At 64.9% G+C, this 24,548-nt stretch carries 18 protein-coding genes; 12 read left to right on the top strand and 6 right to left on the bottom strand.

Going from position 1 to position 24,548, the window contains the following annotated elements:
- Positions 1-5: 5 nt before the first annotated feature.
- Complete coding sequence (locus tag AC1Q7Q_RS13740; protein ID WP_492375365.1) at positions 6-911, bottom strand: LysR family transcriptional regulator; 906 nt, start codon at positions 909-911, stop codon at positions 6-8.
- A 460-nt stretch (positions 912-1,371) separates the two neighbouring features.
- Here AC1Q7Q_RS13740 and AC1Q7Q_RS13735 point away from each other — a divergent pair, with 460 nt between their 5' ends.
- The 7 genes from AC1Q7Q_RS13735 (at position 1,372) to AC1Q7Q_RS13705 (ending at position 11,535) form a co-directional block, all read left to right on the top strand.
- Complete coding sequence (locus AC1Q7Q_RS13735; RefSeq protein ID WP_492375364.1) at positions 1,372-4,419, top strand: xanthine dehydrogenase family protein molybdopterin-binding subunit; 3,048 nt, start codon at positions 1,372-1,374, stop codon at positions 4,417-4,419.
- Positions 4,416-5,231, top strand: coding sequence for an FAD binding domain-containing protein (locus AC1Q7Q_RS13730; protein WP_492375363.1), 816 nt, complete (start codon positions 4,416-4,418; stop codon positions 5,229-5,231). Before AC1Q7Q_RS13735 ends, AC1Q7Q_RS13730 begins: the two co-directional genes overlap by 4 nt.
- Entirely contained in the window at positions 5,228-5,806 is a 579-nt protein-coding gene (locus tag AC1Q7Q_RS13725; protein ID WP_492375362.1) for a (2Fe-2S)-binding protein, read from the top strand. Before AC1Q7Q_RS13730 ends, AC1Q7Q_RS13725 begins: the two co-directional genes overlap by 4 nt.
- Positions 5,799-7,409 carry an AMP-binding protein gene (locus tag AC1Q7Q_RS13720; protein WP_492387173.1) on the top strand — a complete coding sequence of 537 codons (1,611 nt, stop codon included), beginning with the start codon at positions 5,799-5,801 and terminating at the stop codon, positions 7,407-7,409. Before AC1Q7Q_RS13725 ends, AC1Q7Q_RS13720 begins: the two co-directional genes overlap by 8 nt.
- 3 nt (positions 7,410-7,412) lie before the next feature.
- Positions 7,413-8,228 (top strand): enoyl-CoA hydratase/isomerase family protein, encoded by an 816-nt coding sequence (locus AC1Q7Q_RS13715; RefSeq protein ID WP_492376814.1) that lies wholly within the window; start codon positions 7,413-7,415, stop codon positions 8,226-8,228.
- A 90-nt stretch (positions 8,229-8,318) separates the two neighbouring features.
- The gene (locus AC1Q7Q_RS13710; protein WP_492376813.1) at positions 8,319-9,668 is read left to right on the top strand and encodes an MFS transporter; all 1,350 of its coding nucleotides are present in this window, start codon (positions 8,319-8,321) and stop codon (positions 9,666-9,668) included.
- Between the two features lie 97 nt (positions 9,669-9,765).
- Positions 9,766-11,535, top strand: coding sequence for a putative bifunctional diguanylate cyclase/phosphodiesterase (locus AC1Q7Q_RS13705; RefSeq protein ID WP_492376812.1), 1,770 nt, complete (start codon positions 9,766-9,768; stop codon positions 11,533-11,535).
- Between the two features lie 64 nt (positions 11,536-11,599).
- Here the strand turns inward: AC1Q7Q_RS13705 and AC1Q7Q_RS13700 are convergent, their stop codons facing one another.
- The 5 genes from AC1Q7Q_RS13700 to AC1Q7Q_RS13680 form a co-directional block, all read right to left on the bottom strand.
- Positions 11,600-13,408 carry a methyl-accepting chemotaxis protein gene (locus AC1Q7Q_RS13700; protein WP_492387172.1) on the bottom strand — a complete coding sequence of 603 codons (1,809 nt, stop codon included), beginning with the start codon at positions 13,406-13,408 and terminating at the stop codon, positions 11,600-11,602.
- Between the two features lie 397 nt (positions 13,409-13,805).
- Positions 13,806-14,789 carry an aliphatic sulfonate ABC transporter substrate-binding protein gene (locus AC1Q7Q_RS13695; RefSeq protein WP_492375114.1) on the bottom strand — a complete coding sequence of 328 codons (984 nt, stop codon included), beginning with the start codon at positions 14,787-14,789 and terminating at the stop codon, positions 13,806-13,808.
- 210 nt (positions 14,790-14,999) lie between these two features.
- The gene (locus AC1Q7Q_RS13690; RefSeq protein WP_492375115.1) at positions 15,000-15,812 is read right to left on the bottom strand and encodes a MetQ/NlpA family ABC transporter substrate-binding protein; all 813 of its coding nucleotides are present in this window, start codon (positions 15,810-15,812) and stop codon (positions 15,000-15,002) included.
- A 475-nt stretch (positions 15,813-16,287) separates the two neighbouring features.
- Entirely contained in the window at positions 16,288-17,562 is a 1,275-nt protein-coding gene (locus AC1Q7Q_RS13685) for an O-acetylhomoserine aminocarboxypropyltransferase/cysteine synthase family protein (RefSeq protein ID WP_492375116.1), read from the bottom strand.
- Positions 17,563-17,683: 121 nt separating this feature from the next.
- Entirely contained in the window at positions 17,684-18,652 is a 969-nt protein-coding gene (locus tag AC1Q7Q_RS13680) for an aliphatic sulfonate ABC transporter substrate-binding protein (protein WP_492375117.1), read from the bottom strand.
- Between the two features lie 691 nt (positions 18,653-19,343).
- Between AC1Q7Q_RS13680 and cyoA the strand changes: the two genes are divergently transcribed.
- From cyoA to AC1Q7Q_RS13655, 5 genes are all read left to right on the top strand, one after another.
- On the top strand, positions 19,344-20,312 hold the full coding sequence (gene cyoA, locus AC1Q7Q_RS13675; RefSeq protein ID WP_492375118.1) for a ubiquinol oxidase subunit II: 969 nt from the start codon (positions 19,344-19,346) through the stop codon (positions 20,310-20,312).
- An 8-nt stretch (positions 20,313-20,320) separates the two neighbouring features.
- Positions 20,321-22,297, top strand: a complete 1,977-nt coding sequence (gene cyoB, locus AC1Q7Q_RS13670; RefSeq protein WP_492375119.1) for a cytochrome o ubiquinol oxidase subunit I — start codon at positions 20,321-20,323, stop codon at positions 22,295-22,297.
- A gap of 3 nt (positions 22,298-22,300) precedes the next feature.
- Positions 22,301-22,951, top strand: coding sequence for a cytochrome o ubiquinol oxidase subunit III (cyoC, locus tag AC1Q7Q_RS13665; RefSeq protein ID WP_477133450.1), 651 nt, complete (start codon positions 22,301-22,303; stop codon positions 22,949-22,951).
- Positions 22,951-23,325 (top strand): cytochrome o ubiquinol oxidase subunit IV, encoded by a 375-nt coding sequence (locus AC1Q7Q_RS13660; RefSeq protein ID WP_150987177.1) that lies wholly within the window; start codon positions 22,951-22,953, stop codon positions 23,323-23,325. Before cyoC ends, AC1Q7Q_RS13660 begins: the two co-directional genes overlap by 1 nt.
- Before the next feature lie 390 nt (positions 23,326-23,715).
- Positions 23,716-24,498, top strand: coding sequence for a GntR family transcriptional regulator (locus AC1Q7Q_RS13655; RefSeq protein ID WP_043356066.1), 783 nt, complete (start codon positions 23,716-23,718; stop codon positions 24,496-24,498).
- Positions 24,499-24,548 lie beyond the last annotated feature (50 nt).

Genomic DNA, 24,548 nt, shown 5'->3' with positions numbered 1-24,548 from the left:
CCGGATCAGCCGGCGGTGCCTGACACCCTGCGGATCTCCTCGGCCACGATCGCGATCAGCGCATCGGCTGCCGTGCTGAGCGGGCGCTGCGGATGGCTCACGCACACCAGGTGGCGCACGATGCGCGGCGCCAGGATGGGGTACACGCGCAGCCGGCCCTCGTCCACCGCGCGTTGCACCACGATGCGCGGCAGCACCGTGCCAAAGCGGGTGGCCTCGACGAACTGCACGATGGTGCCGAGGATGTCGATCTCGAACTTCGGCTGCAGGGTCACGTCTTCCAGTTGCGTGGCCGCGTCCAGCACGCCGCGCAAGCCGTGGCGCTTGGTGGGCAGCACCAGTTCCAGCCCGGGCAGCTTGGTGAGTTCCACCGCCGCCGGCAGTTCCGGGCCATGCTCGGCGCTGGTGACCAGCACCATTTCCTCGTCGTGCAGGGATTGCACATGGAGCGAGAGCTTGCCACGGGGCTTATGCACCACGGCCGCGTCGAGCTGGCCGGCGGAGACCAGGTCGATCAGCGTGGCGCTGAATCCGTCCGCCACCGATACCTCCACATTCGGGTAGCGCGCGTTGAAGCGCACCAGCGACCCCACCAGCACGCTTTCCGTTTCCGACGCCACCATGCCGATGGAGATGTTGCCGGCCACCTGCTCCTCGCGTTGCATCAGTTGCTGCCGGGCGTTGGCGAGGTCCCGCGTGATCGGCAGGCACAGCCGGTACATCATGCGGCCGGCCGCCGTCGGCACCATCCCGTGCGGGATGCGATCGAACAGCTTCTGTCCGAACTCCTCTTCCAGCTTGGCGATCTGCATGCTGAGCGCCGGTTGCACGATATTCAGCCGCTTGGCCGCGCGCGTGACGGAGCCATCTTCGAACAGCGCAATGAAGTACTGGATCTGTTTGATGTCCATGCCAAGTGATCGATTAGGTATCAAATAATCTGTTAGCTTGAAGTGATCGTATCAGATTTTATGTTGTCACGTTGCCGGAACGACTGGCCACTATCGGGGGAAAACCCTTATCAGCGGCGCGTCAGCAGCCCAGATGTGCCCGCTAAAGTCCACCTGGAGTGGCATCATTTGAACTGATAAGCATAATCAAAAAACAATATTAGAACTAATACCATAATCTCACTAAGCTCCTGTTCAACGTTGCATGTCCCCGGCGGATTCGCCTGTCGGGGCCGACGCGCAGAACGGAGTCAGGAATGAGACAGAACGATGCTGGCGGCATGACCGGCACGACACTGGAGACAGCGGTAGCGGGCGTTCGCCCCGTGTCGCGTTGCATCTCCCTGTGCCGGCCCGCAATCCCCGCAATCCCCGCTAACCAGATGGACCGTGCCAGTCCCGCCTCGCGGGAGGGCCGGTCATGAGCGACAAGCGCAGTCTGCCCGCCGCAGCGGCGGCCATCCACCTTGAATCCGCAGCGGCCGGCGCAGCCGCGCGCCAGCGTCACGTCGGCCGCTCGATGGAGCGGCTCGAGGACGCCGCGATCCTCACCGGCCGTGGCCGCTATGGCGACGACCTGGGCGTGAAGCCGGGCACCCTGCACGCCGCGATCGTGCGGTCCCCGCATGCGCATGCCGAACTCGGCACCATCGATGCCAGCGCGGCGCTTGCCGCGCCGGGCGTGCATGCCGTGCTCACCGGCGCCGACCTGGTGGCCTGGTCGCGTCCCTTCGTGGTCGCCGTGAAGTCGCCAATGGAGCAATGGGCGCTGGCCATGGACCGCGTGCGCTATGTGGGCGAGCCGGTGGCCGTGGTAATGGCCGAGAGCCGTGCCCTGGCCGAAGACGCGCTCGACCTGGTGCGGGTGAATTACCGCGTGTTGCCGCCGGTGGTATCGATCGAGGCCGCGCTGGCCGACGATGCGCCCATCCTGCATCCCGGCGTAGGCGCCAATGTGGTGAGCGACCGCCACTTCCGCTACGGCGAGCCTGAAGCCGCCTTTGCCGCTGCGCCGCACCGGGTCACGCTGACCGCGCACTATCCGCGCAACACCTGCACGCCGATTGAATGCGGCGTGGTGATTGCCGAGTTCCTGCCCGGTGACGAAGGCTACGACGTCACCTCCAATTTCATGGGGCCGTTCTCGCTGCATGCGGTGATGGCGATGGCGCTCAAGGTGCCGGCCAACCGGCTGCGCCACAAGGCCCCGCGCGATTCCGGCGGCAGCTTTGGCGTGAAGCAGGCGGTGTTTCCTTACGCGGTGCTGATGTGCCTGGCGTCCCGCAAGGCCGGCGCGCCGGTGAAGTGGGTGGAGGACCGCCTCGAACATCTCAGCGCGGCCACCTCCGCCACCGCGCGGCTGTCCACGCTGGAAGCCGCGGTGGAGTCAGACGGCCGCATCAAAGCGCTGGCCTATGACCAGATCGAAGACTGCGGCGGCTATCTGCGCGCGCCGGAGCCCGCTACCTTCTACCGCATGCACGGCTGCCTGACTGGCGCCTACGACATCCCCAACCTGCTGGTGCGCAACCGCGTGGTGATGACCAACAAGACGCCCACCGGCCTGGTGCGGGGCTTTGGCGGCCCGCAGGTGTATTTTGCGCTGGAGCGGCTGGTGCATCGCATCGCGACACAACTCGGGCTCGATCCACTCGAAGTGTATCGGCGCAACTTTGTCGCCGCCGATGCCTTTCCCTATCGCGCCGCGGCGGGCGCGTTGCTGGACTCCGGCAACTACCAGCTGGCGCTGGCGCGCGCGCTGGAAGAGGGCGGCTACTACGAGCTGAAGTGCCGCCGCGATGCCGCACGCGCCGAGGGCCGGCTCTATGGCATCGGCTTTGCCGCCATCGTCGAGCCGTCGGTGTCGAACATGGGCTATATCACCACCGCCATGCCCGCCGAGGCGCGCAAGAAAGCGGGGCCGAAGAACGGCGCCATCGCCAGCGCCACGGTCAGCGTCGACCTGCTCGGCGGCGTGGTGGTCACCATTGCCTCGACGCCGGCCGGGCAGGGCCATATGACAGTGTGCGCGCAGGTGGTGGCCGATGTGCTCGGCGTGAATCCGGCCGACGTGGTCGTGAACGTCGAGTTCGATACGCACAAGGATGCATGGTCGGTCGCCGCCGGCAACTACTCCAGCCGTTTCGCCGGCGCCGTGGCCGGCACCGTGCACCTGGCCGCCGAGCGGGTGCGCGACAAGTTGGCGCGCATCGTGGCGCCGCAGTTCGGCTGCACGCCCGCCGAGGTGGTGTTCGACGACGGCCGCATTGCCCGTAAAGGCGCGCCCGAATCCGGCCTGCCCTTCACGCGCGTGGCCAGCAATGCGCCGCACTGGTCACCGCAGCAGCTGCCGGCGGGAGAAGAGCCGGGCCTGCGCGAGACGGTGTTCTGGTCGCCGCCCAACCTGGAAGCGCCGAATGAGAACGACCGCATCAACACCTCGGCCGCCTACGGCTTCGCCTTCGATATGTGCGGCGTAGAGATCGACCGCGCCACGGGGCGCGTGCGCATCGACCGCTACGTGACCGCGCACGACGCCGGCACGCTGCTCAACCCGGCGCTGGCCGATGGCCAGATCCGTGGTGCCTTCGCCCAAGGGCTGGGCGCGGCGCTGATGGAAGAGTTCCGCTATGGCGCCGACGGCAGCTTCCAGTCCGGCACGCTGGCCGACTACCTGATGCCGACCACCTGCGAGGTGCCGGACCCGGTGATCGTGCACCTGGAGACGCCCAGCCCCTTCACGCCGCTCGGCGCCAAGGGCCTGGGCGAGGGCAACAACATGAGCACGCCGCCCTGCATCGCCAACGCGGTGGCCGACGCGCTAGGCGAGCAGGACATCCGCCTGCCGCTGACCCCGGCCAAGGTGATGGCCATGGTGGGCTTCGACGATCCGCCACCGTCGCGCCCCGAGCTGCTCGAAGCGATGCGCGAGGCCGCCGCGCCAGCGGCCCGCAAGGGCAGCGGCAAGGCGCTCACCGCGCGCGGCTCGGTGGATCTGGATGCCACGCCCGAAGCCATCTTCGCCGTGCTGGTGGACCCGCAGGCGCTGGCCAAGGTGGTGCCCGGCTGCCACGCGCTGGAGCGCACCGCCGAGAACCACTACCGCGCCGACGTGACGGTGGGGGTTGGCATGATCAAGGCCCGCTTCGAGGCGGAGATCGCACTGTCGGACCTCGATCCCCCGCGCCGGCTGCGGCTGGCAGGCGCAGGCATGTCCTCGCTGGGCAGTGCGCGCGGCGCCGGCCTGGTGGAGTTGGTCCCGCATGGCAGCGGCACGCGCCTGAGTTACGACTACGAGGCCGAGGTATCCGGCAAGGTCGCTGCCGTGGGCGGCCGCATGCTGGAGGGCGCCGCCAAGGTGGTGCTGCGCCAGTTGTTTGAATCGCTCGGCCGCCAGGCCGCCGGCAAGCCGGTACGGCCGCAAGGCTGGCTTGCCCGCCTGCTGGCCCGCTTGGGAGTACGCCGATGAAACCATCCGCTTTCGATTACCTGCGCGCCGAAACCACGCAGCACGTGCTCGATGCGCTGGCTCGTGGCGGCGAGGGCGCGCGCGTGCTGGCCGGTGGCCAGTCGCTGATGGCGGTGCTCAATATGCGCCTGGCGCAGCCGCAATTGCTGATCGATATCTCGCGCACCGCCGAGCTGAACACGGTGCGGGTGGAAGACGCTCACCTGGTGGTGGGTGCCGCGGCCACGCAGGGCAGCGTCGAATGGCGCCGCTCGCTGGCCGACGAGGTGCCGCTGCTGGCCATGGCCTTTCCGCATATCTCGCATTTCCAGATCCGCAATCGCGGCACCGTGTGCGGCTCGGTCGCCCATGCCGACCCGAGCGCGGAATTGCCCCTGGTGCTGACCGCGCTGGGCGGCGAGGTGATGCTGCGTTCAGCCCGCCGCCGCCGCGTGCTGCCGGCGGCCAGCTTCTTCCAGGGCATGTTGATGACGGCGCGCGAGCCCGACGAGCTGGTGGAGGCGGTGCGCTTTCCGCTGCGGCGCCCCGGCGCGCGCTACGGCTTTGCCGAGTTCTCCGCACGCCATGGCGATTTTGCGCTGGTGGCCTGCGCGGCCACCGTGACCGATGACGCCATCGCGCTGGCGGTTGGCGGCGTGGCGGACCGGCCGGTGCTGGAAACCTGGCCGCGCCTGCAGGGCAAGGACCTGGAGCAGGCCATCAACGATTTCAGTTGGAAACTGGGCGCGCAGGACGACGCCCATATCAGCGCGCAGTACCGCCGGCACCTGGTGCGGCAACTGGGCATGCGTGTGATCGAGGAGGCAAAATGAGCAAGACCACCAAGGGCGCCGAATCCGGCAAGCCCGCCCAGGTGATGCAGCGCCTGGAGCAACGCCGCATCACCCTGACCCTGAACAGCCGCGAACGCAGCGGCTACTGCGAGCCGCGCGAGCTGCTGTCGGACTTCCTGCGCCACGAGCTCGGCGCCACTGGCACCCATGTGGGTTGCGAGCATGGCGTCTGCGGCGCATGCACGGTACGCGTCGACGGCGTTGCCGCGCGCTCGTGCCTGATGCTGGCCGTGCAGGCCGAGGACCGCGCCATCGATACCGTCGAAGGGCTGGCGCCGGCCGAGGGACTGGGCGACCTGCAAGAAGCCTTCCGCCGCCACCACGCGCTGCAGTGCGGATTCTGCACGGCCGGCATTCTGATGTCGTGCGCGGACTACCTGGAGCGCGTGCCGGAACCCAGCGAAGCGCAGGTGCGCGACATGCTGTCAGGCCACCTGTGCCGCTGTACGGGCTACACCCCCATCGTGGCCGCCGTGCTCGACGTAGCCGCGATCCGTGCACGGGCTCGTCATGCTGCTGCCGGCGTAGATACCCAGGAGGCCTGCGATGCTTGATCTTGGCCGCACCTTCTTGCAAAGCGTGGAGCGCAGCCCGCACGCGCCCGCCATTGTCGACGGCGACCTGATGCTTACCTATGCGCAATGGTACGAGCGCATCCGGTGCGTGGCGTGTGGCCTGCGCGAGATCGGCCTGGCGCCGGGCGATCGCCTGCTGGCCGTGCTGCAAAACCGCTGGGAAATGGCCACGCTGCACTGGGCCTGCCAGTTCGCCGGCATCGTGATGGTGCCGCTGAACTGGCGCGCCAAGCCGGAGGAGCTCGATTACTGCGTGCAGGATGCCGGCGTCAGGGCGCTGGTGTTCGAGCCGGTCAGCGCCGATGCGGTGCTGGGCAGCCTCGCGGCCCAGGCCGTGCCCTGCATTGCGCTGGACTGCGCGGCTGGCGGCTCGATGTCCTTCGCTTCGCTGCTGGACAGCGTTGCGCTGCATGGCGGCCCGGTGGCCGAAGCGGGTGATGTCTCGCTGATGCTCTACACCTCGGGCACCACCGGCAAGCCCAAGGGCGTGCCGCGCCGCCACCAGCAGGAGCGCGCCGCGGCGCTGGCGCACGTGGCGCAGAACCTGTATCGCCATGGTGAGCGCACCCTTGGCGTGATGCCGCTCTACCACACCATGGGCGTGCGCTCGCTGCTGGCAATGGCGCTGGTGGACGGCCTGTTCGTCTGCGTGCGGCGCTGGAACGCCGGGCAGGCGCTCAAGGAGATCGCCACTCACCGAATCAGCTGCCTGTACCTGGTGCCGACGCTGTACCACGACCTGCTGGCCGATCCGGGATTCGATCCCCCGGCGATCCGCACCGTGACCAAGCTCGGCTTTGCCGGTGCCTCAATGAGCGACGGCCTGCTGCGCCGCCTCGCGCAGGCCTTCGAGCCGGAGCTGTTCGTGAACCACTACGGCTCGTCGGAGGTGTACACCTTCAGCGTGGACCAGCGTGCCACCCGCAAGCCCGGCAGCGCCGGGCGCGCCGGCATCAATACGCGCCTGCGCGTGGTGCGCCTGGATGCCCGCTCACCCGACGATCTGGCGGCTACCGGCGAGGAAGGCCAGATCATCGCCGACCTGCGCGGCGACGAGGCCTTCGAGGGCTACTGGAACCGCGACGACGCCAACGCCAAATCGCTGCGCGATGGCTGGTACTTCACCGGCGACACCGGCTACTTCGATGCCGAGGGCGATCTCTTCGTCAGCGGCCGGGTGGACGACATGATCATCAGCGGCGGCGAGAACATCTCCCCGGTCGATATCGAATCGGTGCTGTCGCTGCATCCGGCGGTCGATGAGGTGGCGGTGGCCGGCGTGCCGGATCCGCGCTGGGGCCAGAAGGTGGTGGCTTTCGTCAAGCCGCGCGGCCACATCGACGCGCAAGCCCTGGATACCTACTGCCGCGGCTCTGACCTGGTCAATTTCAAGCGCCCGCGCGACTACGTCTTCGTGGAGGAGATTCCCAAGTCGCCGGTTGGCAAGATCCTGCGGCGCAAGTTGTCCGCCGGCGAATACGCGCTGGCCCCGCATTCCATGAGCCCCGACCCTAATACCAACCCCAACCCCAACCCCAACCAGGCTGCGGACGCCGCGCCTGTCGATACCATCAAGGAGTAAGACATGACCCAGGCAATCGAGATGATCCATCCCGACCAACAGCGGCTCCAGCAACTCGACGGCTTCTCCGTGGAGATCGATGCCGGGCGCGAGCGTGCGGACATCATCCTGCACCGTCCACCCTACAACGTGATCGCCATGGCAGCGCGCGACCAGTTGCGTGCCGTCATTGAAGCGCTGGATGCCGACGATCGCGTGCGCGTGATCGTGCTGCGTTCGCAAGGCGAGCATTTTTCCAGCGGCGGCGATATCAAGGGATTCCTGGAGGCATCGCCCGAGCATGTCTCGCAACTGGCCTGGAACGTGGCGGCACCGGCGCGCTGCAGCAAGCCGGTGATTGCCGCCAACCGCGGCTACTGCTTTGGCGTGGGCTTCGAGCTGTCGCTGGCGTGCGACTTCCGCATCGCCACCGAGACCACGCAGTACGCGCTGCCGGAACAGAAGCTCGGCCAGATCCCCGGCTCGGGCGGCTCGGCGCGCCTGCAGAAGATGGTGGGCATCGGCCGCACCAAGGACATCGTGATGCGCTCGCGCCGCATCTCGGGCAAGCAGGCTTATGAGTGGGGCATCGCCGTGGAATGCGTGGCAGACGCCGAGCTGGAAGCCGCCACCGATGCGCTGGTCGACGAGCTGCGCGGCTTCTCGCCGCTGGCGCAGCGCACCGCCAAGAAGCTGCTCAACGACACCGAGGACGCGCCGCTGTCGATCGCCATCGAGCTGGAAGGGCATTGCTATAGCCGCCTGCGCAGCTCGGAAGATTTCCGCGAAGGCGTGGAAGCCTTCCACGGCAAGCGCAAGCCGGCGTTCCGCGGCAGCTGATGGCAATCGCGGGCGCGCTGGCAAGGCACCGCCCGCGCGTCATAGCTGCCGTAATGATCCAAGCAGAGATCCAAATCAAAGGAGACAACAATGGAAGCCGTAGCAAAGAAGAGTGCAGCGACGATCAGCGAGGCGCTGCCAGCGGCGAGCAATCGCCAGGTGTTTGGTGCCGTGGCGGCGTCGTGCATGGGATGGGCGCTGGACCTGTTCGACCTGTTCATCCTGCTGTTCGTGGCGCCCGTGATCGGCAGGCTGTTTTTCCCGTCGGAGCACGCGATGCTGTCGCTGGCGGCGGTGTATGCGTCGTTTGCCGTGACGCTGCTGATGCGGCCACTCGGCTCGGCGATCTTCGGCTCTTATGCCGACCGCCACGGCCGCAAGGGGGCGATGGTCGTTGCCGTCACTGGCGTTGGCTTGTCCACGGCGGCGTTCGGCCTGCTGCCTACGGTGGGTCAGGTGGGGCTGCTTGCGCCAGCCTTGTTTATCCTGCTCCGGCTGGTGCAGGGTATCTTCGTTGGTGGCGTGGTGGCATCCACCCACACCATCGGTACCGAATCGGTGCCCCCGTCCTGGCGCGGCGCCGTTTCCGGGCTGGTCGGTGGCGGTGGCGCGGGTATCGGGGCGCTGCTGGCTTCCATTACTTACATGGCGATGACCGCGCTGTTTCCGGGGGAAGCGTTCGATGCCTGGGGTTGGCGCTGCATGTTCTTCTCCGGCATCATCAGCTCGGTGCTCGGCCTGTTCATCTTCAACTCGCTGGAGGAGTCTCCGCTGTGGAAGCAGTTGCAGGCGGCCAAGGGGCATGCCGCGCCGGTTGAGAACCCGCTGCGCGTGATCTTCTCCCGCCAGTACCGTGGCGTCCTCTTCGTCAACATCCTGCTCACCGTGGGCGGTGGCAGTGCCTACTACCTGACCTCCGGCTATCTGCCGACCTTCCTCAAGGTGGTGGTGAAGGCATCGGCTGGCGAGTCTGCCGCCATCCTGATGGCCAGCAGTTTGGGTGTGATCGTGGCATCGATTCTTGCCGGCCACCTCAGTACGATGATCGGCCGCAAGCGAGCCTTCCTGTTGATCGGCGCGCTGAACGTGGTGGTGCTGCCGTTGCTCTACCAGTGGATGCCGGCGGCGCCGGACACCACCACGCTCGGCCTGTATGCCGTGGTGCTGTCCATGCTGGGCTGCAGCGGCTTCGCCCCGATCCTCATTTTCCTGAACGAACGGTTCCCCACCAGCATCCGTGCCACGGGGACCGGCCTGTCATGGAATATCGGATTTGCCGTCGGTGGCATGATGCCGACGTTTGCTTCGCTGTGCGCCAGCACCCCTGCCGAACTGCCCATGGTGCTGGGCATCTTCCTGGCGGTTGTCACCATCATCTACCTGGTGGGTGCGTTCATCGTTCCGGAGACGGCAGGGCGCCTTGGCGACAATGGAGCGTAGAGATCCAGCATGCAGGGGCTGCATCTTCCCCATGAAAGGCTGGGGGGCGCGAGCGCATCCCGATGTTCGTAGCGGTGGCAAACGCGGCTAGAATGCAATGACCCCGCGGTTTGCGCACGTGCGATGCCTTTGGGTCCGACGCGAACAGATGGCCCCAAACAAAATGGAACGACAGCCTGACTTTTGTCCTCCCCGCCCGAAAGATGCCGGCGCCCGACAGCCCGCACCGCCTCACCTTGGTGACCTGCTTGATAGCCTGAGCGACGGATTCATGTCGATAGACAGATCGTGGCGCTTCACCTATCTCAACCATACAGCCGAACGATACTTGCAGCAGGAGCGGCAAAACCTGCTGGGGCGCGACATCTGGCAGTGTTACCCGGACTTGGTGGACTCCGGCTACTACCGCGTCTATCAGCAGACGGCGGCAACTGGACTCCCCGGTCGGCATACTGACTATTACGCACCGCTCGACACCTGGTTTGAGGCTCGCTCATTTGCCCACGACGATGGCATTACGGTACTCTTCCGCGACGTCACGCGCGAATACGAGCACGCGGCGCTGTTGGAGTTTGAAGCTAGTCACGACTATCTGACTGGTTTGCCCAACCGGCGCAAGTGCATGGAAACGCTATCAGGCGCGGTCGCCGAGGCCGCTTCACCAGGCTTTACGCAGGGTGCTTCCCTGGCTGTGCTGTTTATTGACCTGGACCAATTCAAGGAAGTCAACGATGCGTTCGGTCATGCTGTCGGCGATGATCTGCTGCGCGGCTTTGCGAAAAGGCTAGTCGCAATTCTCGAACCTGAATGTTTCGCCGCGCGCGTAGGGGGCGACGAGTTTGTCCTGCTGTTACGCAATACGACCGAGAACGCGGCAGAAGCGTTCGCGCATGCGGTGCTCCGTGAGCTCGCGATGCCATTCGGGGCATGCGGAAGATCCGTCTGCCTGTCGGCTAGCATTGGCATCGCGCTACTGAGAGAAGCACCGGAATCGGCCGAGGCATTGCTGAGTCGTGCCGACACGGCCATGTACGCAGCGAAGTCATCTGGCCGATTTCAGGTGCGCGCGTACGATGGCGCACTCGATCGGGGCATGCGTGACCGCCTTGCCTTGCGCATGGATCTTCGTGAGGCGTTTGCCGCGAACCAGTTCGAGCTTCATTTCCAGCCTCAGATAGCACTCGCGGATGCTTTACCAATCGGTGCTGAGGCGCTGCTTCGCTGGCGTCATCCTGAACGAGGATTGCTGATGCCGCACGCATTCCTGGATGTGTTACTTGAGTCCCCATATGAAGCAGCCCTCGTCGAATGGCTGCTCAATGCAGTTTGCCGCCATATCGGTGCCTGGCGACGGCTGGGTGTATCCATACCGCGGATCAGCCTCAATCTGTCGGCTCGGCAACTTCTCTGTGTGGAACTTACCGATATGATTCTCCGTATCGCGAGGGCACACGACGTCTCCCCCGCAATGCTCGACATTGAAGTCACGGAGGACAGTCTGGTGAGCGATATCGAGAAGGCAACGTCCGTGCTCGCGGCGCTGAAGCTAGCCGGCATATCCACATCGCTGGACGACTTCGGCTCTGGATACTCCAGTCTCGGCTATCTGGTCCGACTGCCTATCGACACCCTGAAGATCGACAAGTCGTTCGTTCGGGCGCTGGCCGATTCGGAGAAGGCGTCTGCGATCATCCGCAGCATTGTCTCTCTCGCTCGTTCGCTGGGAATGAAAACAATCGCGGAAGGCGTCGAGTGCCAACGCCAGGCGGCGGAGCTGAAGGATGCCGGATGCGATGCCATTCAGGGTTATCTAGTCAGCCGCCCGCTTGGCTCGGATGCCTTTGCGGAATTCATGCTGCGCGTGTGATAGCTCCATTCAGGCAGAGGGGAGAACACCGGGATGCGGGAGCCCGCCATGGGCTCCCAGTACCTCACCCCAGCCTGAACTGCCCCACGACCCCCGCCAACGCGCCCGCCTGCCCCTGCAACGCCTCGGCCGCCGCGGTGGATTCCTCCACCAGAGCCGCGTTCTGCTGCACCATCTGATCCAGCTGGCTGACCGCCCGGTTCACCTCCTGGATGCCCCGGGTCTGCTCCTGCGCCGCATTGGTGATCTCGGAAATGATGCTGGTCACCTTGTCCACGTTCCCGACGATCGCATTCATCGTGTCTCCGGCGCGGCGTACCTGCCCGGAGCCGGACACCACGCTGTCGACGGTGGTCTCGATCAGCGTCTTGATCTCCTTCGCAGCCTGCGAACTGCGCTGCGCCAGCCCGCGCACCTCACCGGCAACCACGGCAAATCCACGGCCCTGCTCGCCGGCGCGCGCCGCTTCCACCGCAGCATTCAGCGCAAGGATGTTGGTCTGGAATGCAATGCCTTCGATCACGCCGATGATGTCGGACACCTTGACCGAAGCCCGCTCGATCTCGCTCATGGTCTGAATGGCCTCGCCAATGGCGGCGCCACCATTGCCAGCGACCTGGGAGGCTGCGATCGCAGACGCATCGGCCTGCTTGGCCGACATGGCGGACTGGCTCACGGTCGCGGTGATCTGTTCCATCGACGCCGCCGTCTCTTCCAGGCTCGCCGCAGCCGATTCAGTTCGCCGCGAAAGGTCGATGTTTCCGGCCGCGATCTCGTCAGCGGCCGCATGTACAGATGCACTGGCATCCCGAATCTGGCGCATCACGCTGACCAGCTTCTCGGCGAAGGCGTTGAACGCCTGCGCAATCTGCGCCACCTCATCGGAGCCATTGGCTGGCAGGCGGCGCGTCAGGTCGCCATCCCCGCTACCGATATCCCGCATGGCGTCGCGAATCACCGACAGCCTTCGGAATGAAACCGCTGTCACCCCGGCGACGATGGCGGCCGCCACGCAAGCGATCACGATCAGCACGAACACCGATGCCATCAGCATGGAGCGCATGCCTGCGGTCGCCTCGCCCTGGTCCAGCGCGATCACGGCAATCCAGTCCGTGCCGGGCACGCCGCGCGCCCGCAGCAGCTTGGGCGCATTGTCCACATCGACCTGCAACGGGGCCTTGGCGCCTTCGAGCGCTGCGAGCTTGTCGATGGCAAGCGCGGGCATCAGATCCGTCAGGGGCTTGAGCGTGAGCTTATCGTCCTGGTGGGCCACGATCTTGCCGTCCTTTGTTACCAGCACGCCGAAGCTGGCAGGCGTGGGGTGGATGGCCTTGATGGTGGCGATGACGCTGTCCATGGACACGTCGCCGGCCACCACGCCCTTGAGCGCGCCGTCGCGCAGGATGGGCACGGCGAAGGTCACGACCAGCTTGCCGCTGCTGGCGGCCACGTAGGGCGGCGTGACCACCGGCTTGCCCGCGGCCACGGCCTGCTTGTACCAGGGGCGGGACGTGGGATCGTAATTGGGCCGCAGGCCTTCGGTATCAGAAAACCGGTGGGACTTGTCGGGAAAACCGATGTAGGTCATGACGAAGCCGCCGGCGCTGCCTACCTGCTTGAGCGCGGCGATGGCGGCGTTGGTGTCGGGCTGCGTTGCCGCGTCCTGCAGCGAGTCGATCATCTGCGTGTGGCTCGCCACCCAGTCGGCGATGGCGTCGACGTGGCCGTTCTGCGCGGCGGCCAGGTTGCTGTCGATGGCGTCGTCGTTGTACGAACTGGCCACCACGTGATTGATAACGGCATTGGCGATGAGCGCCACCACGACGATGGCCACGGATAGGGCCACGATGCGCGCGCGGAGGGAGGACAGCATAGTTGGATCTTTTATGTTTGGCTCATCTGGCGGATAGCCTTTGGAGCGGTGGGGGCGAAGGGTCCTGGCTCGCTCTTACGGCATTGTTGCCGGCGAATTTAGGACCATCGGGCAGCCTATTTTTAAAGTGCGAAGAGCGCCATTCGGATATCCGGATGAAGCGCGATCTGGCTGTTCGGATATCCGGATGCTCGGTTTTTTCGGGTGTTTGGCACCGAAGTGGTGCGTCTGTCGGCATGGACGGAGCCTGCCTCGCGCAAAAAAAATGGCCTCCGAAGTGGAGGCCTCTCGTCTTTGTGAGGTCGTGTTCTGCGCGTGAGAGCGCTGTGTCTTTTCCGCTGCCAGTGCGCACGGACCTTCAACTGCTAACGTGGCGGCAAGCGAAGGGTCCCGAGGGTCAAGCGCGCCGCCATACCGGCGACTCCGCCACCACGACCTTGCGCGGCAGGATCTTCTGGCTGGTGAACGCATCGGCGATGCGCTGCTGCTCATCGAGCGAGGCCGCATCTACCGTCTGCACCTGGTACGTCCGGCGGCGGTTGGCGGCTTCCACCGTGGGCGCGTCCAGGCCGATCAGCGGCGCATGCCACTGCGCGGCGGCCGCGGGGTTTTGCTTGATCCATTCGCCGGCGCGGCGCAGTTCTTCATAGACCACGGCCAGCACGTCCGCATGCTTTCGCGCGTACGGCGTGGCGGCGAGGTAGAAGCGCCGGTAGCTCGAAAGCCCCTTGCCATCGCGCAGGATGCGCGCGTTGGCCTGGCGTTGCACTGCCGCCAGGAACGGGTCCCAGATCACCCAGGCGGCCACGCTGCCGCGCTCGAAGGCGGCGCGCGCGTCGGCCGGGCTCAGGTAGGCGGGCTCGATATCGCGGATCGACAGCCCGGCGCTGGCCAGCGCTTCGAGCAGCAGGTAGTGCGCGCCCGCGCCCTTGGCAAAGGCAATGCGCTGGCCTTTGAGGTGGGCGATTTCCTTGATCGGCGAATCCTGCCGCACCACAATGGCCTGCGCTTCGGGCGAGGGCGTCTCGATGGCATAGTAGGTCAGGTTGGCGCCGGCCGCGAGCGCGAAGGGCGGCACCGCGTCGGCCACGTCCGCGCTCAGGTCGAGGTTGCCGATATTGAGGGATTCCAGCAGCGGCAGGCCCGAGGTGAATTCATACCATTGCACCGATGCGCCCAGCGGCGCGAGCGCCTTCTCCAGCGTCTCGCGTGATTTCAGCAGGATCATCAGCGTGGACGATTTCTGGAAGCCGATGCGCAGTGTGTGCTTTGGCGCCTGCGCGCGTGCTGGCAAGGCCGTGCCAAGCGCGCCGGCCGTGCCGGCGGCCAGCATGCCGCTGACAACGATTCTCCGCCGCCGCTGGTTGAGTTCGTTTGTCATTGCCGCTCCCCGCGTGTCTTTCAAGTTGTAAGGGGAAGAGGGTAGGCGAAAGCCATGCCGCAAGGAACGAAGAATGCCGCAGTTGCTTATGCGGGGAGGTGTGAAGAAGCCGGCGCGGGTGCGTGCCGATGTGCATGATGGCGCGTCAAAGAAAAAGAGCCCCGCATGGGGGCTCCCTGACAGCGCCGCGCCATCGGTGCGCGGCCTGGCTTAGCGCTGGTAGGCCGGCGGCAGGAAGCCGGCAAAGCGTTGCTGCGTGGTCGCCTTGAATTCCGGCGACTGGTAAGCCTCGCGGATGTCCTTGACGAACGGCTTGCCGGTGTCGGCGGTGCGCACGGCAACCAGGTTCATGTAGTAGTCGGGAATCTTTTCCAGGCTGAGCGCTTCGGTTAGCTTGAGGCCGGAGGACAGCGCGAAGTTGCCGTTGACGAAGGCGAAGTCCACGTCGTCGAGCGAGCGCGGCAGCTGCGCGGCTTCGAGCTGGATCAGCTTGAGCTTGTTCGGGTTGCCTTCGATGTCGCGCTCGCTGGCGCGGATCGGGTCGGTGCCGGCCTTGAGCGTGATCCAGCCGATCTGCTGGAGCATGGCGATGGCGCGTGCCAGGTTGGACGGATCGTTAGGCAGCGACACCGACGCGCCCGGCTTCACTTCCGTCAGCGACTTGTGCTTGCGGCTGTAGATGCCGATCGGGGCGGTGGGGACCTGGATGACTTCCGACAATTGCAGCTTGCGGTCGCCGGAGAACTTCTTCAGGTAGGCCACGTGCTGGAAGGCATTGGCGTCGATGGCGCCATCGGCCAGCGCCAGGTTGGGCTGCACGTAGTCGCTGAACTCAACGATAGTGACCTTGTAGCCTTTTTTTTCCAGCAGGGGCTTGATGCCGTAGCGGATCTGGTCGGAGTAGGGACCAGCGGTGGCGCCGAAGCGGATTTCCTTTTTGTCCGGATCAGCCGCGCCGGCCGTCTGGATCGCGCCGAGCGCGAGCACCGCGGCAATCAGTCGAATTCCGAAACCCAGTTTCATCTAAAGCTCCCCGTATTGTTTGTGTGCATCGTGGCTTACCGGGATGGCGGCAAGCAAGGATGCCCATTGTAGGGAAGTGCATACGTTCAAGGAACGAGTAAAAATGCATGGTCTTATAACGCACTTGCATATGCCTGTATGTGGGTTTGCAGGCGTTCGTGTGACGCCAACGGCTGTTGCGCTGCGGAATATGCATACGCAATCGGGTAGTAGTTGCGGGATAACCCGTATTGCGGTTATGATTGAACTGTCTCCTCCAATCCCACCAAGGAATTGGATTCGCGCCCGCCTCATTGGTGGGCGTTTTTGTTTGTGCTTCCCATTTTTGGGCTTCCCAAGCGGGCTTAAGCGGCGGGCTTAAGCGATCGCCAGCGCGGCGGAAAACAAGAAGGGCCGGTGGCATCCATGTGCCACCGGCCCTTCTTGTTGCGAGCGCCGCGTTGCGACGCCAGCTACTGCGCTACCCCGCCACCCCTCAGGCCGCGGCCAGCGCGCGCTCCAGGTCTTCCAGCAGGTCGTCGATGTGCTCGATGCCGATCGACAGGCGCACCATGTCTTCGCTGACACCGGCGGCCTTCAGCTCGGCGGCGTCGAGCTGGCGGTGCGTGGTGGAGGCCGGATGGGTCGCCAGCGACTTGGCGTCGCCGATGTTGACCAGGCGGGTGAACAGTTGCAGCGCGTCCAGGAAGCGCGCGCCGGCTTCGCGGCCGCCGCTCTTCAGGCCGAACGACAGGATGCCGGGGCCGCGCCCGCCCAGGTAGCGCTGCACCAGCGCATGGTCCGGGTGCTCCGGCAGGCCGGCAAAGTTGACCCACTCCACCTTGGGGCTGGCCTTCAGGTGGCGCGCGACAGCCAGTGCGTTCTCGGTGATGCGGTCCAGGCGCAGCGCCAGGGTCTCGATGCCTTGCAGGATCAGGAAGGCATTGAACGGCGACAGCGCCGCGCCGGTATTGCGCAGCGGCACCACGCGGGCGCGGCCGATATAGGCGGCGGCGCCGAGCGCTTCGGTGTAGACCACGCCGTGGTACGACACATCCGGCTCGTTCAGGCGCTTGAAGCGCGCCTTGTGCTCGGCCCACGGGAACTTGCCGCTATCGACAATGGCGCCGCCCACGCTGTTGCCGTGGCCGCCCAGGTATTTGGTGAGCGAGTGCACGACAATGTCCGCGCCATGCTCGAACGGACGGCACAGGTAGGGCGAGGGCACGGTGTTGTCCACGATCAGCGGGATGCCGTGGCTATGCGCCACCTTGGCGATGGCTGCGATATCGACGATGTTGCCCAGCGGGTTGCCCACCGACTCCACGAAGATCGCCTTGGTGCGCGCATCCACCAGGTCGCCGAAGGCGGCCGGGTTGCGGCCATCGGCAAAGCGGGTCTCGATGCCGGACAGGGGCAGCGTGTGCGCGAACAGGTTGTAGGTGCCGCCATAGAGCTGGCTGGCCGAGATGATGTTGTCGCCGGCCTCGGCGATGGTCTGGATGGCATAGGTGATGGCCGCCATGCCGGACGCCAGCGCCAGCGCGCCCACGCCGCCCTCGAGCGCGGCCAGCCGCTGCTCCAGCACGTCGTTGGTGGGGTTCATGATGCGGCTGTAGATATTGCCGGGCACCTTGAGGTCGAACAGGTCGGCCCCGTGCTGCGCGTTGTCGAACGCATACGCAACGGTCTGGTAGATCGGCACGGCCACGGCACGCGTGGTGGGGTCCGGGGAGTAGCCGCCGTGAACGGCAATTGTCTCGATTTTCATGATGTCGTTGTCTTCTTGTTGGAATGAATACGCTCAGGAACGGGCATGGTAGCAGCCGTGGTTCGCGTGTGCCATCCGGGGCGGACCGCGCGGGCCCGCCCCGGATTCGGGCCTTGGCCCCTTACTGGCTGGCCAGGGGGAAGCTCGCCTGCCAGACGTTGTCCTTGACCTTGACGGCGGTGGGGATCAGTTTCTGCTCATGGAACAGGTCGGCCACCCGCTGCTGGGCGGCGATCACCTCCGGCGTCACCGGGGTGGCGCCGTACGGCACGCGCTTGAGCCAGGTCTCCACGACCTGCGTGTCCAGGCCCACGGCAGGCGCGAGCAGGGCGGCAGTCTCGCCGGGGTTCTTCACCACCCACAGGCCGGTCGTGCGCAGTTGCTCCAGGATGGCATTGACCACTTGCGGCTGCGCTTTGACGAAGCCGTTGGCGGCTTCATAGAAGTTGAAGGGGGAGGGCACGCCTTCATAGTCGGCGATGGTGCGCACCTTCAGCGCCTTCTGCGCCAGCGCGTAGTACGGGTCCCAGACCACCCAGGCGTCCACGTTGCCGCTCTCGAAGGCGGCGCGCGCATCGGCGGGCGGCAGGTAGATCGGCTGGATGTCCTGCAGGGCCAGCCCATGCTTGTTCAGCAACTGCACCAGCAGGTAGTTGGAGCTGGAGCCTTTTTGCAAGGCGATGCGCTTGCCGCGCAGGTCGGCCACCGAGCGGATCGGCGACTTCTCCAGCACGAACAGCGCCTCGTTGGTCTTGCCGCCTGGCTCTGCGCCCACGTAGACAAAGTTGGCACGCGCCGCCTGGGCGAACACTGCCGGCGGCGCGCCCGTGTAGCCAAAGTCGATGCCGCCGGCATTGAGCGCCTCCAGCAACTGCGGGCCGGCGGGGAATTCCTTCCACTCCACCTTGAAGCCGAGCGGGGCGAGCTTTTTCTCCAGCGAGCCCTGCGCTTTGAGCACGGCCAGCAGGCCGGCCTTCTGGTAGCCCACGCGGACCGACGCGTCGGCGGCATGGCCGGCGGCGGACCAGGACAGCGCGGCGATGGCCAGGGCGCGGCCGACAACGGGTAGCCATTGGCGGAAAGGATGCATTGCGATGTTCTCCGAAGTCGACGATGCGGTAGCAAGGGTCTGAGGTTGGGATGCGGCCCTATGGTTGCGAAATCGCGCGAGGAGGGGAACGAAGGTTATTGCATTTGCATAGAACCGCGGCGGGCGCAACGCGCCGGCAAGCAGGTTTTGGCGGTCCATGGCATCCTGCTTTCCACCGCATTGCCCACTGAAATGCTCACCGCACGCGCGTTGCGGTTTGTGCAGCCGCTTTCAAGGGTGCGCACCCCTGCGACACCTTGCCGCAGTCAAAAATGTCTCGGCTTAGTTGGGTGTTGCCTGTGAGATGGCAGAAGAAGCTGCATTGTCCGATTTTCCGGACAGTGTGTTCTAGATCACGGGTTTACCCTCAATGCTGCGATGCGGTAGATTCGCGGCCACGATGTCTGACGTACCGCGAACCTCACCCGAACACCCTGCTTGCCCACCAGGCAAGCTCGCCGGGCCGCGCCACGCCGACGTCCTCCTGTGTGGACCGCCGCAGTCCCACTTTGATCCGTCCCACAAGGACCAAGCCAGGCTGCCGCTGATCGGCGCGTCCCCCGGCACACCGGTCGCTTGACCCGGATCTGACCCAGTTTCCCCCAAGCCTTAAGCCTGCCTCTTGCTCGCGCATCTGGCAGCAGAATCACGCCGCGCCGTCGCTGCCGTGGCCAACTCAACCAGTCGTGACATGAAGATACCCAAACTTCCGCGTTGGACGCGGCTAATGCCTTGCGCCGCCGTGCTCTTGCTGGCCGGATGCAACATGGCCGTGCTAGATCCGAAGGGCCAGATTGGCGCCGACGTCAAAAACATCATCCTGATCGCGACCTGGTTGATGCTGCTTGTCGTGGTGCCGGTGATCGCGCTGGTCTTCACCTTCGCCTGGAAGTACCGCGCCAGCAACAAGTCGGCTCGCTACGAGCCGGACTGGTCCCACTCGACCGGGATCGAAGTCGTGGTCTGGCTGATTCCCTGCCTGATCATCCTGGTGCTGGGCATCATCACGTGGAAGTCCTCGCACGACCTGGACCCCTATAAGCCCATCGAATCCAACGTCAAGCCGATCACCATCGAGGCGGTTGCGCTGAACTGGAAATGGCTGTTCATCTATCCGGACCTGGGCATTGCCACGGTCAACGAGATCGCGTTCCCGGTGAACACTCCCGTGAACTTCAAGATCACGTCGGATTCGATCATGAATTCCTTCTTCATTCCGCAACTGGGCAGCCAGGTGTACGCCATGGCGGGCATGGAGACCAAGCTGCACCTGATCGCCAGCGAGACCGGCGCGTTCGACGGCATGTCGGCCAACTACAGCGGCGGCGGCTTCTCGGGCATGAAGTTCAAGGCCAAGTCGGTGTCGAACTTCGACTTCGAGGCGTGGGTCAAGCAGGTCCGCGCCTCGTCGAGCCAGCTGACCCTGGCTGACTACAGCGCGCTGGCCAAGCCCAGCGAGGCGAATCCCGTGGCGCTGTACGCCAAGGTCGATCCGCAGCTGTACCACGGCATCCTGCACAAGTACATGGACGGCGCCGGTGGCGCTATCGCCGGCAACGGCACCTCGTTTGGTCCCGTCTGCACCTCGCGCAACACCCTTGGCGTGAGCCAGGTGTCCATGGCCGCGCCCGCTACGCCGGCGCCGGGCTCGAATTCCTAGGAGTAGAGATGTTTGGCAAATTGAGTTTGGATGCCATCCCGTTCCACGAGCCCATCATCATGGGCACGTTGACGATGGTGGCGCTGGGTGGCGTGGCGCTATGCGCGCTGATCACCTATTTCGGCAAGTGGAAATGGCTGTGGAACGACTGGTTCACCTCGGTCGACCACAAGAAGATCGGCATCATGTATTCCGTGGTTGCGCTGATCATGCTGCTGCGCGGCTTTGCCGACGCCATCATGATGCGTACCCAGCTGGCGTTGTCCACCAACGGCTCGCCGGGCATCCTGCCGCCTGAGCACTACGACCAGATCTTCACCGCCCACGGCGTGATCATGATCTTCTTCGTGGCGATGCCGCTGATGACGGGCCTGATGAACCTGGTCGTGCCGCTGCAGATCGGCGCGCGCGACGTGGCCTTCCCGTTCCTCAACACGCTGAGCTTCTGGCTGTTCGTTGCCGGCGCGATGCTGGTCAACGTCTCGCTGGGCGTCGGCGAGTTCGCGCGCACCGGCTGGCTGGCCTATCCGCCGTTGTCCGGCATTGCGTACAGCCCTGGCGTGGGGGTGGACTACTACCTCTGGAGCTTGCAGATCTCGGGCCTGGGCACCTTGCTGACCGGCGTCAACTTCCTGGTGACCATCCTCAAGATGCGCGCCCCGGGCATGACCCTGATGCGCATGCCGGTGTTCACCTGGACCGCGCTGTGCACCAACGTGCTGATCATCGCCGCTTTCCCGGTGCTGACCGTCACGCTGGGCCTGCTGGGCCTTGACCGCTACCTGGGCATGCACTTCTTCACGAACGAAATGGGCGGCAACGCCATGATGTACGTGAACCTGATCTGGATCTGGGGCCACCCCGAGGTGTACATCCTGATCCTGCCGGCATTCGGCATCTTCTCGGAAATCATCTCGACGTTCTCCGGCAAGAAGCTGTTCGGCTACAAGGGCATGGTCTACGCGACCTGCGCCATCATGGTGCTGTCGTTCCTGGTCTGGCTGCACCACTTCTTCACGATGGGCTCCGGCGCCAACGTGAATGCGTTCTTCGGCATCACCACCATGATCATCTCCATCCCGACCGGGGTGAAGATCTTCAACTGGCTGTTCACCATGTACCGCGGCCGTGTGCAGATGACCACGCCCGTGCTGTGGACGCTGGGCTTCATGGTCACCTTCGTGATCGGCGGCATGACCGGCGTGCTGATGGCAGTGCCGGCGGCTGACTTCGTGCTGCACAACAGCCTGTTCCTGATCGCCCACTTCCACAACGTGATCATCGGTGGCGTGCTGTTCGGCTACATCGCCGGCATTACCTACTGGTTCCCGAAGGCCTTCGGCTTCAAGCTCGACGAGCGCCTGGGCAAGTACGCGTTCTGGTGCTGGATCATCGGTTTCTACCTGGCCTTCATGCCGCTGTACGCGCTGGGCTTCATGGGCATGACCCGTCGCCTGAACCACACCGACAATCCGGCGTGGAACCCGTACCTGTACGTGGCCGTGCTCGGCGCCGCGTTTGTCGGCCTGGGCATCCTGTTCCAGATCCTGCAGATCGTGGTCAGCGTGCGCCGCCGCAAGGAACTCCTCGACGTGACGGGCGACCCCTGGGGTGGCCGTACGCTGGAGTGGGCAACTTCGTCGCCGCCGCCGTTCTACAACTTCGCGCATACCCCGGTGGTGCGTGACCTGGACGCGTTCGCCGATATGAAGGCGCGTGGTGAAGTGCCGCAGCAACAAGCGCACTACGAGCAGATCCACATGCCGAAGAACACCGGCGCCGGCTTCTACATCGGTGCCTTCAGCCTGGCGCTGGGCTTTGCCCTGACCTGGCATATCTGGTGGCTGGCGGCGGTAGGCCTGGTTGGCATGATCGTCAGCTTTATCTTCCGCAGCAACGACGACCACATCGACTACTACGTGCCCGCGCACGAAGTCAAGGCGGTCGAAACGAGCCATTTCCAGCGCATTGCGTCACAGGCCTGAACCATGACGACTGAAGTCCTACAGCGTTATCCCGCGCATGGCGCCGCCCAGGCGCATGCCCACTCGCACGATCATTCGCACGATCACGCCCATCACGACACCAGCGCCAACACGGTGTTTGGTTTCTGGGTGTACCTGATGAGCGACTGCATCATCTTCGCCGGGTTGTTCGCCGCGTTCGCGGTGCTGCGCGGCGAAGTGGCGGGCGGCCCGTCGGGCAAGGAGTTGTTCGAGCTGAACTACGTCCTGGTCGAGACCTTCCTGCTGTTGTTCAGCAGCTTGACCTCGGGCATGGCAATGATCTCCCTGCATAACGGCCAGCGTGCCCGCCTGCAGTTCTGGCTCGGCATCACGTTCTTGCTGGGCGTGGCGTTCATCGGCATGGAAATCAACGAGTTCCATCACATGATCGCCGAGGGCGCCGGCCCCGAGCGCAGCGCCTTCCTGTCGTCGTTCTTCACGCTGGTCGGCACCCACGGCCTGCACGTGGCGAGCGGCCTGCTGTGGATGGCTGTGCTGATGTGGCAGATCTCCCGCAAGGGCCTGACCCCGACCATGACCAAGCGCCTGGCCTGCTTCGCCTTGTTCTGGCACTTTCTGGACATCGTCTGGATCGGCGTGTTCACCGTGGTCTACCTGATGGGAGCGATGTAATGGAACATAGCAACGTCTCTGCCGCCGGCGCTCACCGCGCCCACGACGGGCACGGCACCACGTCCGCAGGCGCCAGCCATGGCAGCGTCAAGTCGTATGTGATCGGCTTCGTGCTGGCGGTGATCCTGACCGTCATCCCGTTCAAGCTGGTGATGGGCGGCACGCTGGAAGCCTCGACCACGCTGGCCGTGATCCTGGGCCTGGCGGTCGTGCAGATCGTCGTGCACCTGATCTATTTCCTGCACCTGGACAGCTCGTCGGAGCAGCGCTGGAACGTGATGGCCCTGGCCTTCACCGCGCTGATCCTGCTGATCGTGGTGGCGGGCTCGCTGTGGATCATGCACAACATGAACGCCAATATGATGGTGCATTGAGCGTGAAGGGTGGCTAAGCGCGGTTCGGCTTTCTGTCGAACCGCGTCACGCAAACGATGTGACAAGACGACCCGGTCGCGTGAGCGCCCGGGTCGTTTTTGTTTGTGCGGCAGCGGAACATGTGTTTCTGGCATCGCGGGCAGTGGGTTTTTGCCCCGCCAGGCCTTGATTCTTCGTTGTATACAACATGTTCTATGTGGTCGAGTATTCCCCCGAAATACGCTGCCTGTCTTCTCGTTACTCTCTGGTTCTTCGCGTTTTATCGACGTTTACCCTCGGTTTTCAGCTTTCACATTGCCTGGTCAGTTTCTTGTGGATACACTCTGTATTCAACAGCGGCCATCTTGCATCACCGGACACGCTCGCCCCCACAATTAGAGACAGCGCATCATGCAGACCGACAACGACAACGACAATCTCAGCGACAGCAAAGCCGGCGCCAGTGCTTCCCAGGCGGTCCGGGCCCTGCTCGGATTGCGGGAGCTGATCCTCGGCGGCGACCTCGCGCCGGGTGCTCGCATCTCCGAACTGTGGGTGGTTGAGCGCCTCGGCGTCTCCCGCACCCCGATCCGGGCCGCGTTGATCCGCTTGCAGGAAGAAGGCTTGGTCGAGCCCATCCCGTCCGGCGGCTTTGCGGTCCGTTCCTTCGCCGAAAGTGAAATCAGCGATGCGATCGAACTGCGGGGCACGATGGAAGGCATGGCGGCCCGGCTTGCCGCGGAGCGCGGCGTCGGCCAGACCATCCTGAGCGGCCTGCGCGACTGCATCACGCAAATCGACACGGCGCTCACCGGCGAGCTGACCGCGGTCAAATTCTCTGCTTACGTCGATCTCAACGCGCGCTTCCACCAGTTGTTGGCTGAGGCGGCCGGCAGCCCCCTGGTTGCACGGCAGATCGAGAAAGTGATGAATATCCCGTTCGCCTCCGCCAGCGCCTTCGTGATGGTCCAGTCCATCGATGAAAGCGCGCGCGAAATGCTGCTGCTTGCGCAGGCGCAGCACCGCTCGGTGGTCGAGGCGATCGAGCTGCGCGAGGGCGCCCGCGCCGAAGCGCTGATGCGTGAACACAGCCGCATCGCCAACCGCAACCTCAAGATCGCCATGCAGAACCAGCAGGCGATGTCGCAGGTGCTCGGCGGCAGCCTGATTCGCCGGGCAGGCCGCCCGGCCTGACCTAATCCACTTTCGTAAGTCACTGAACCTTGGCGCGCTCGGGCGCCAGG

It is taken from the genome of Cupriavidus sp. GW823-FHT07A04, from assembly GCF_058794615.1.
This window is presented reverse-complemented; position numbering and strand designations above follow the sequence as displayed.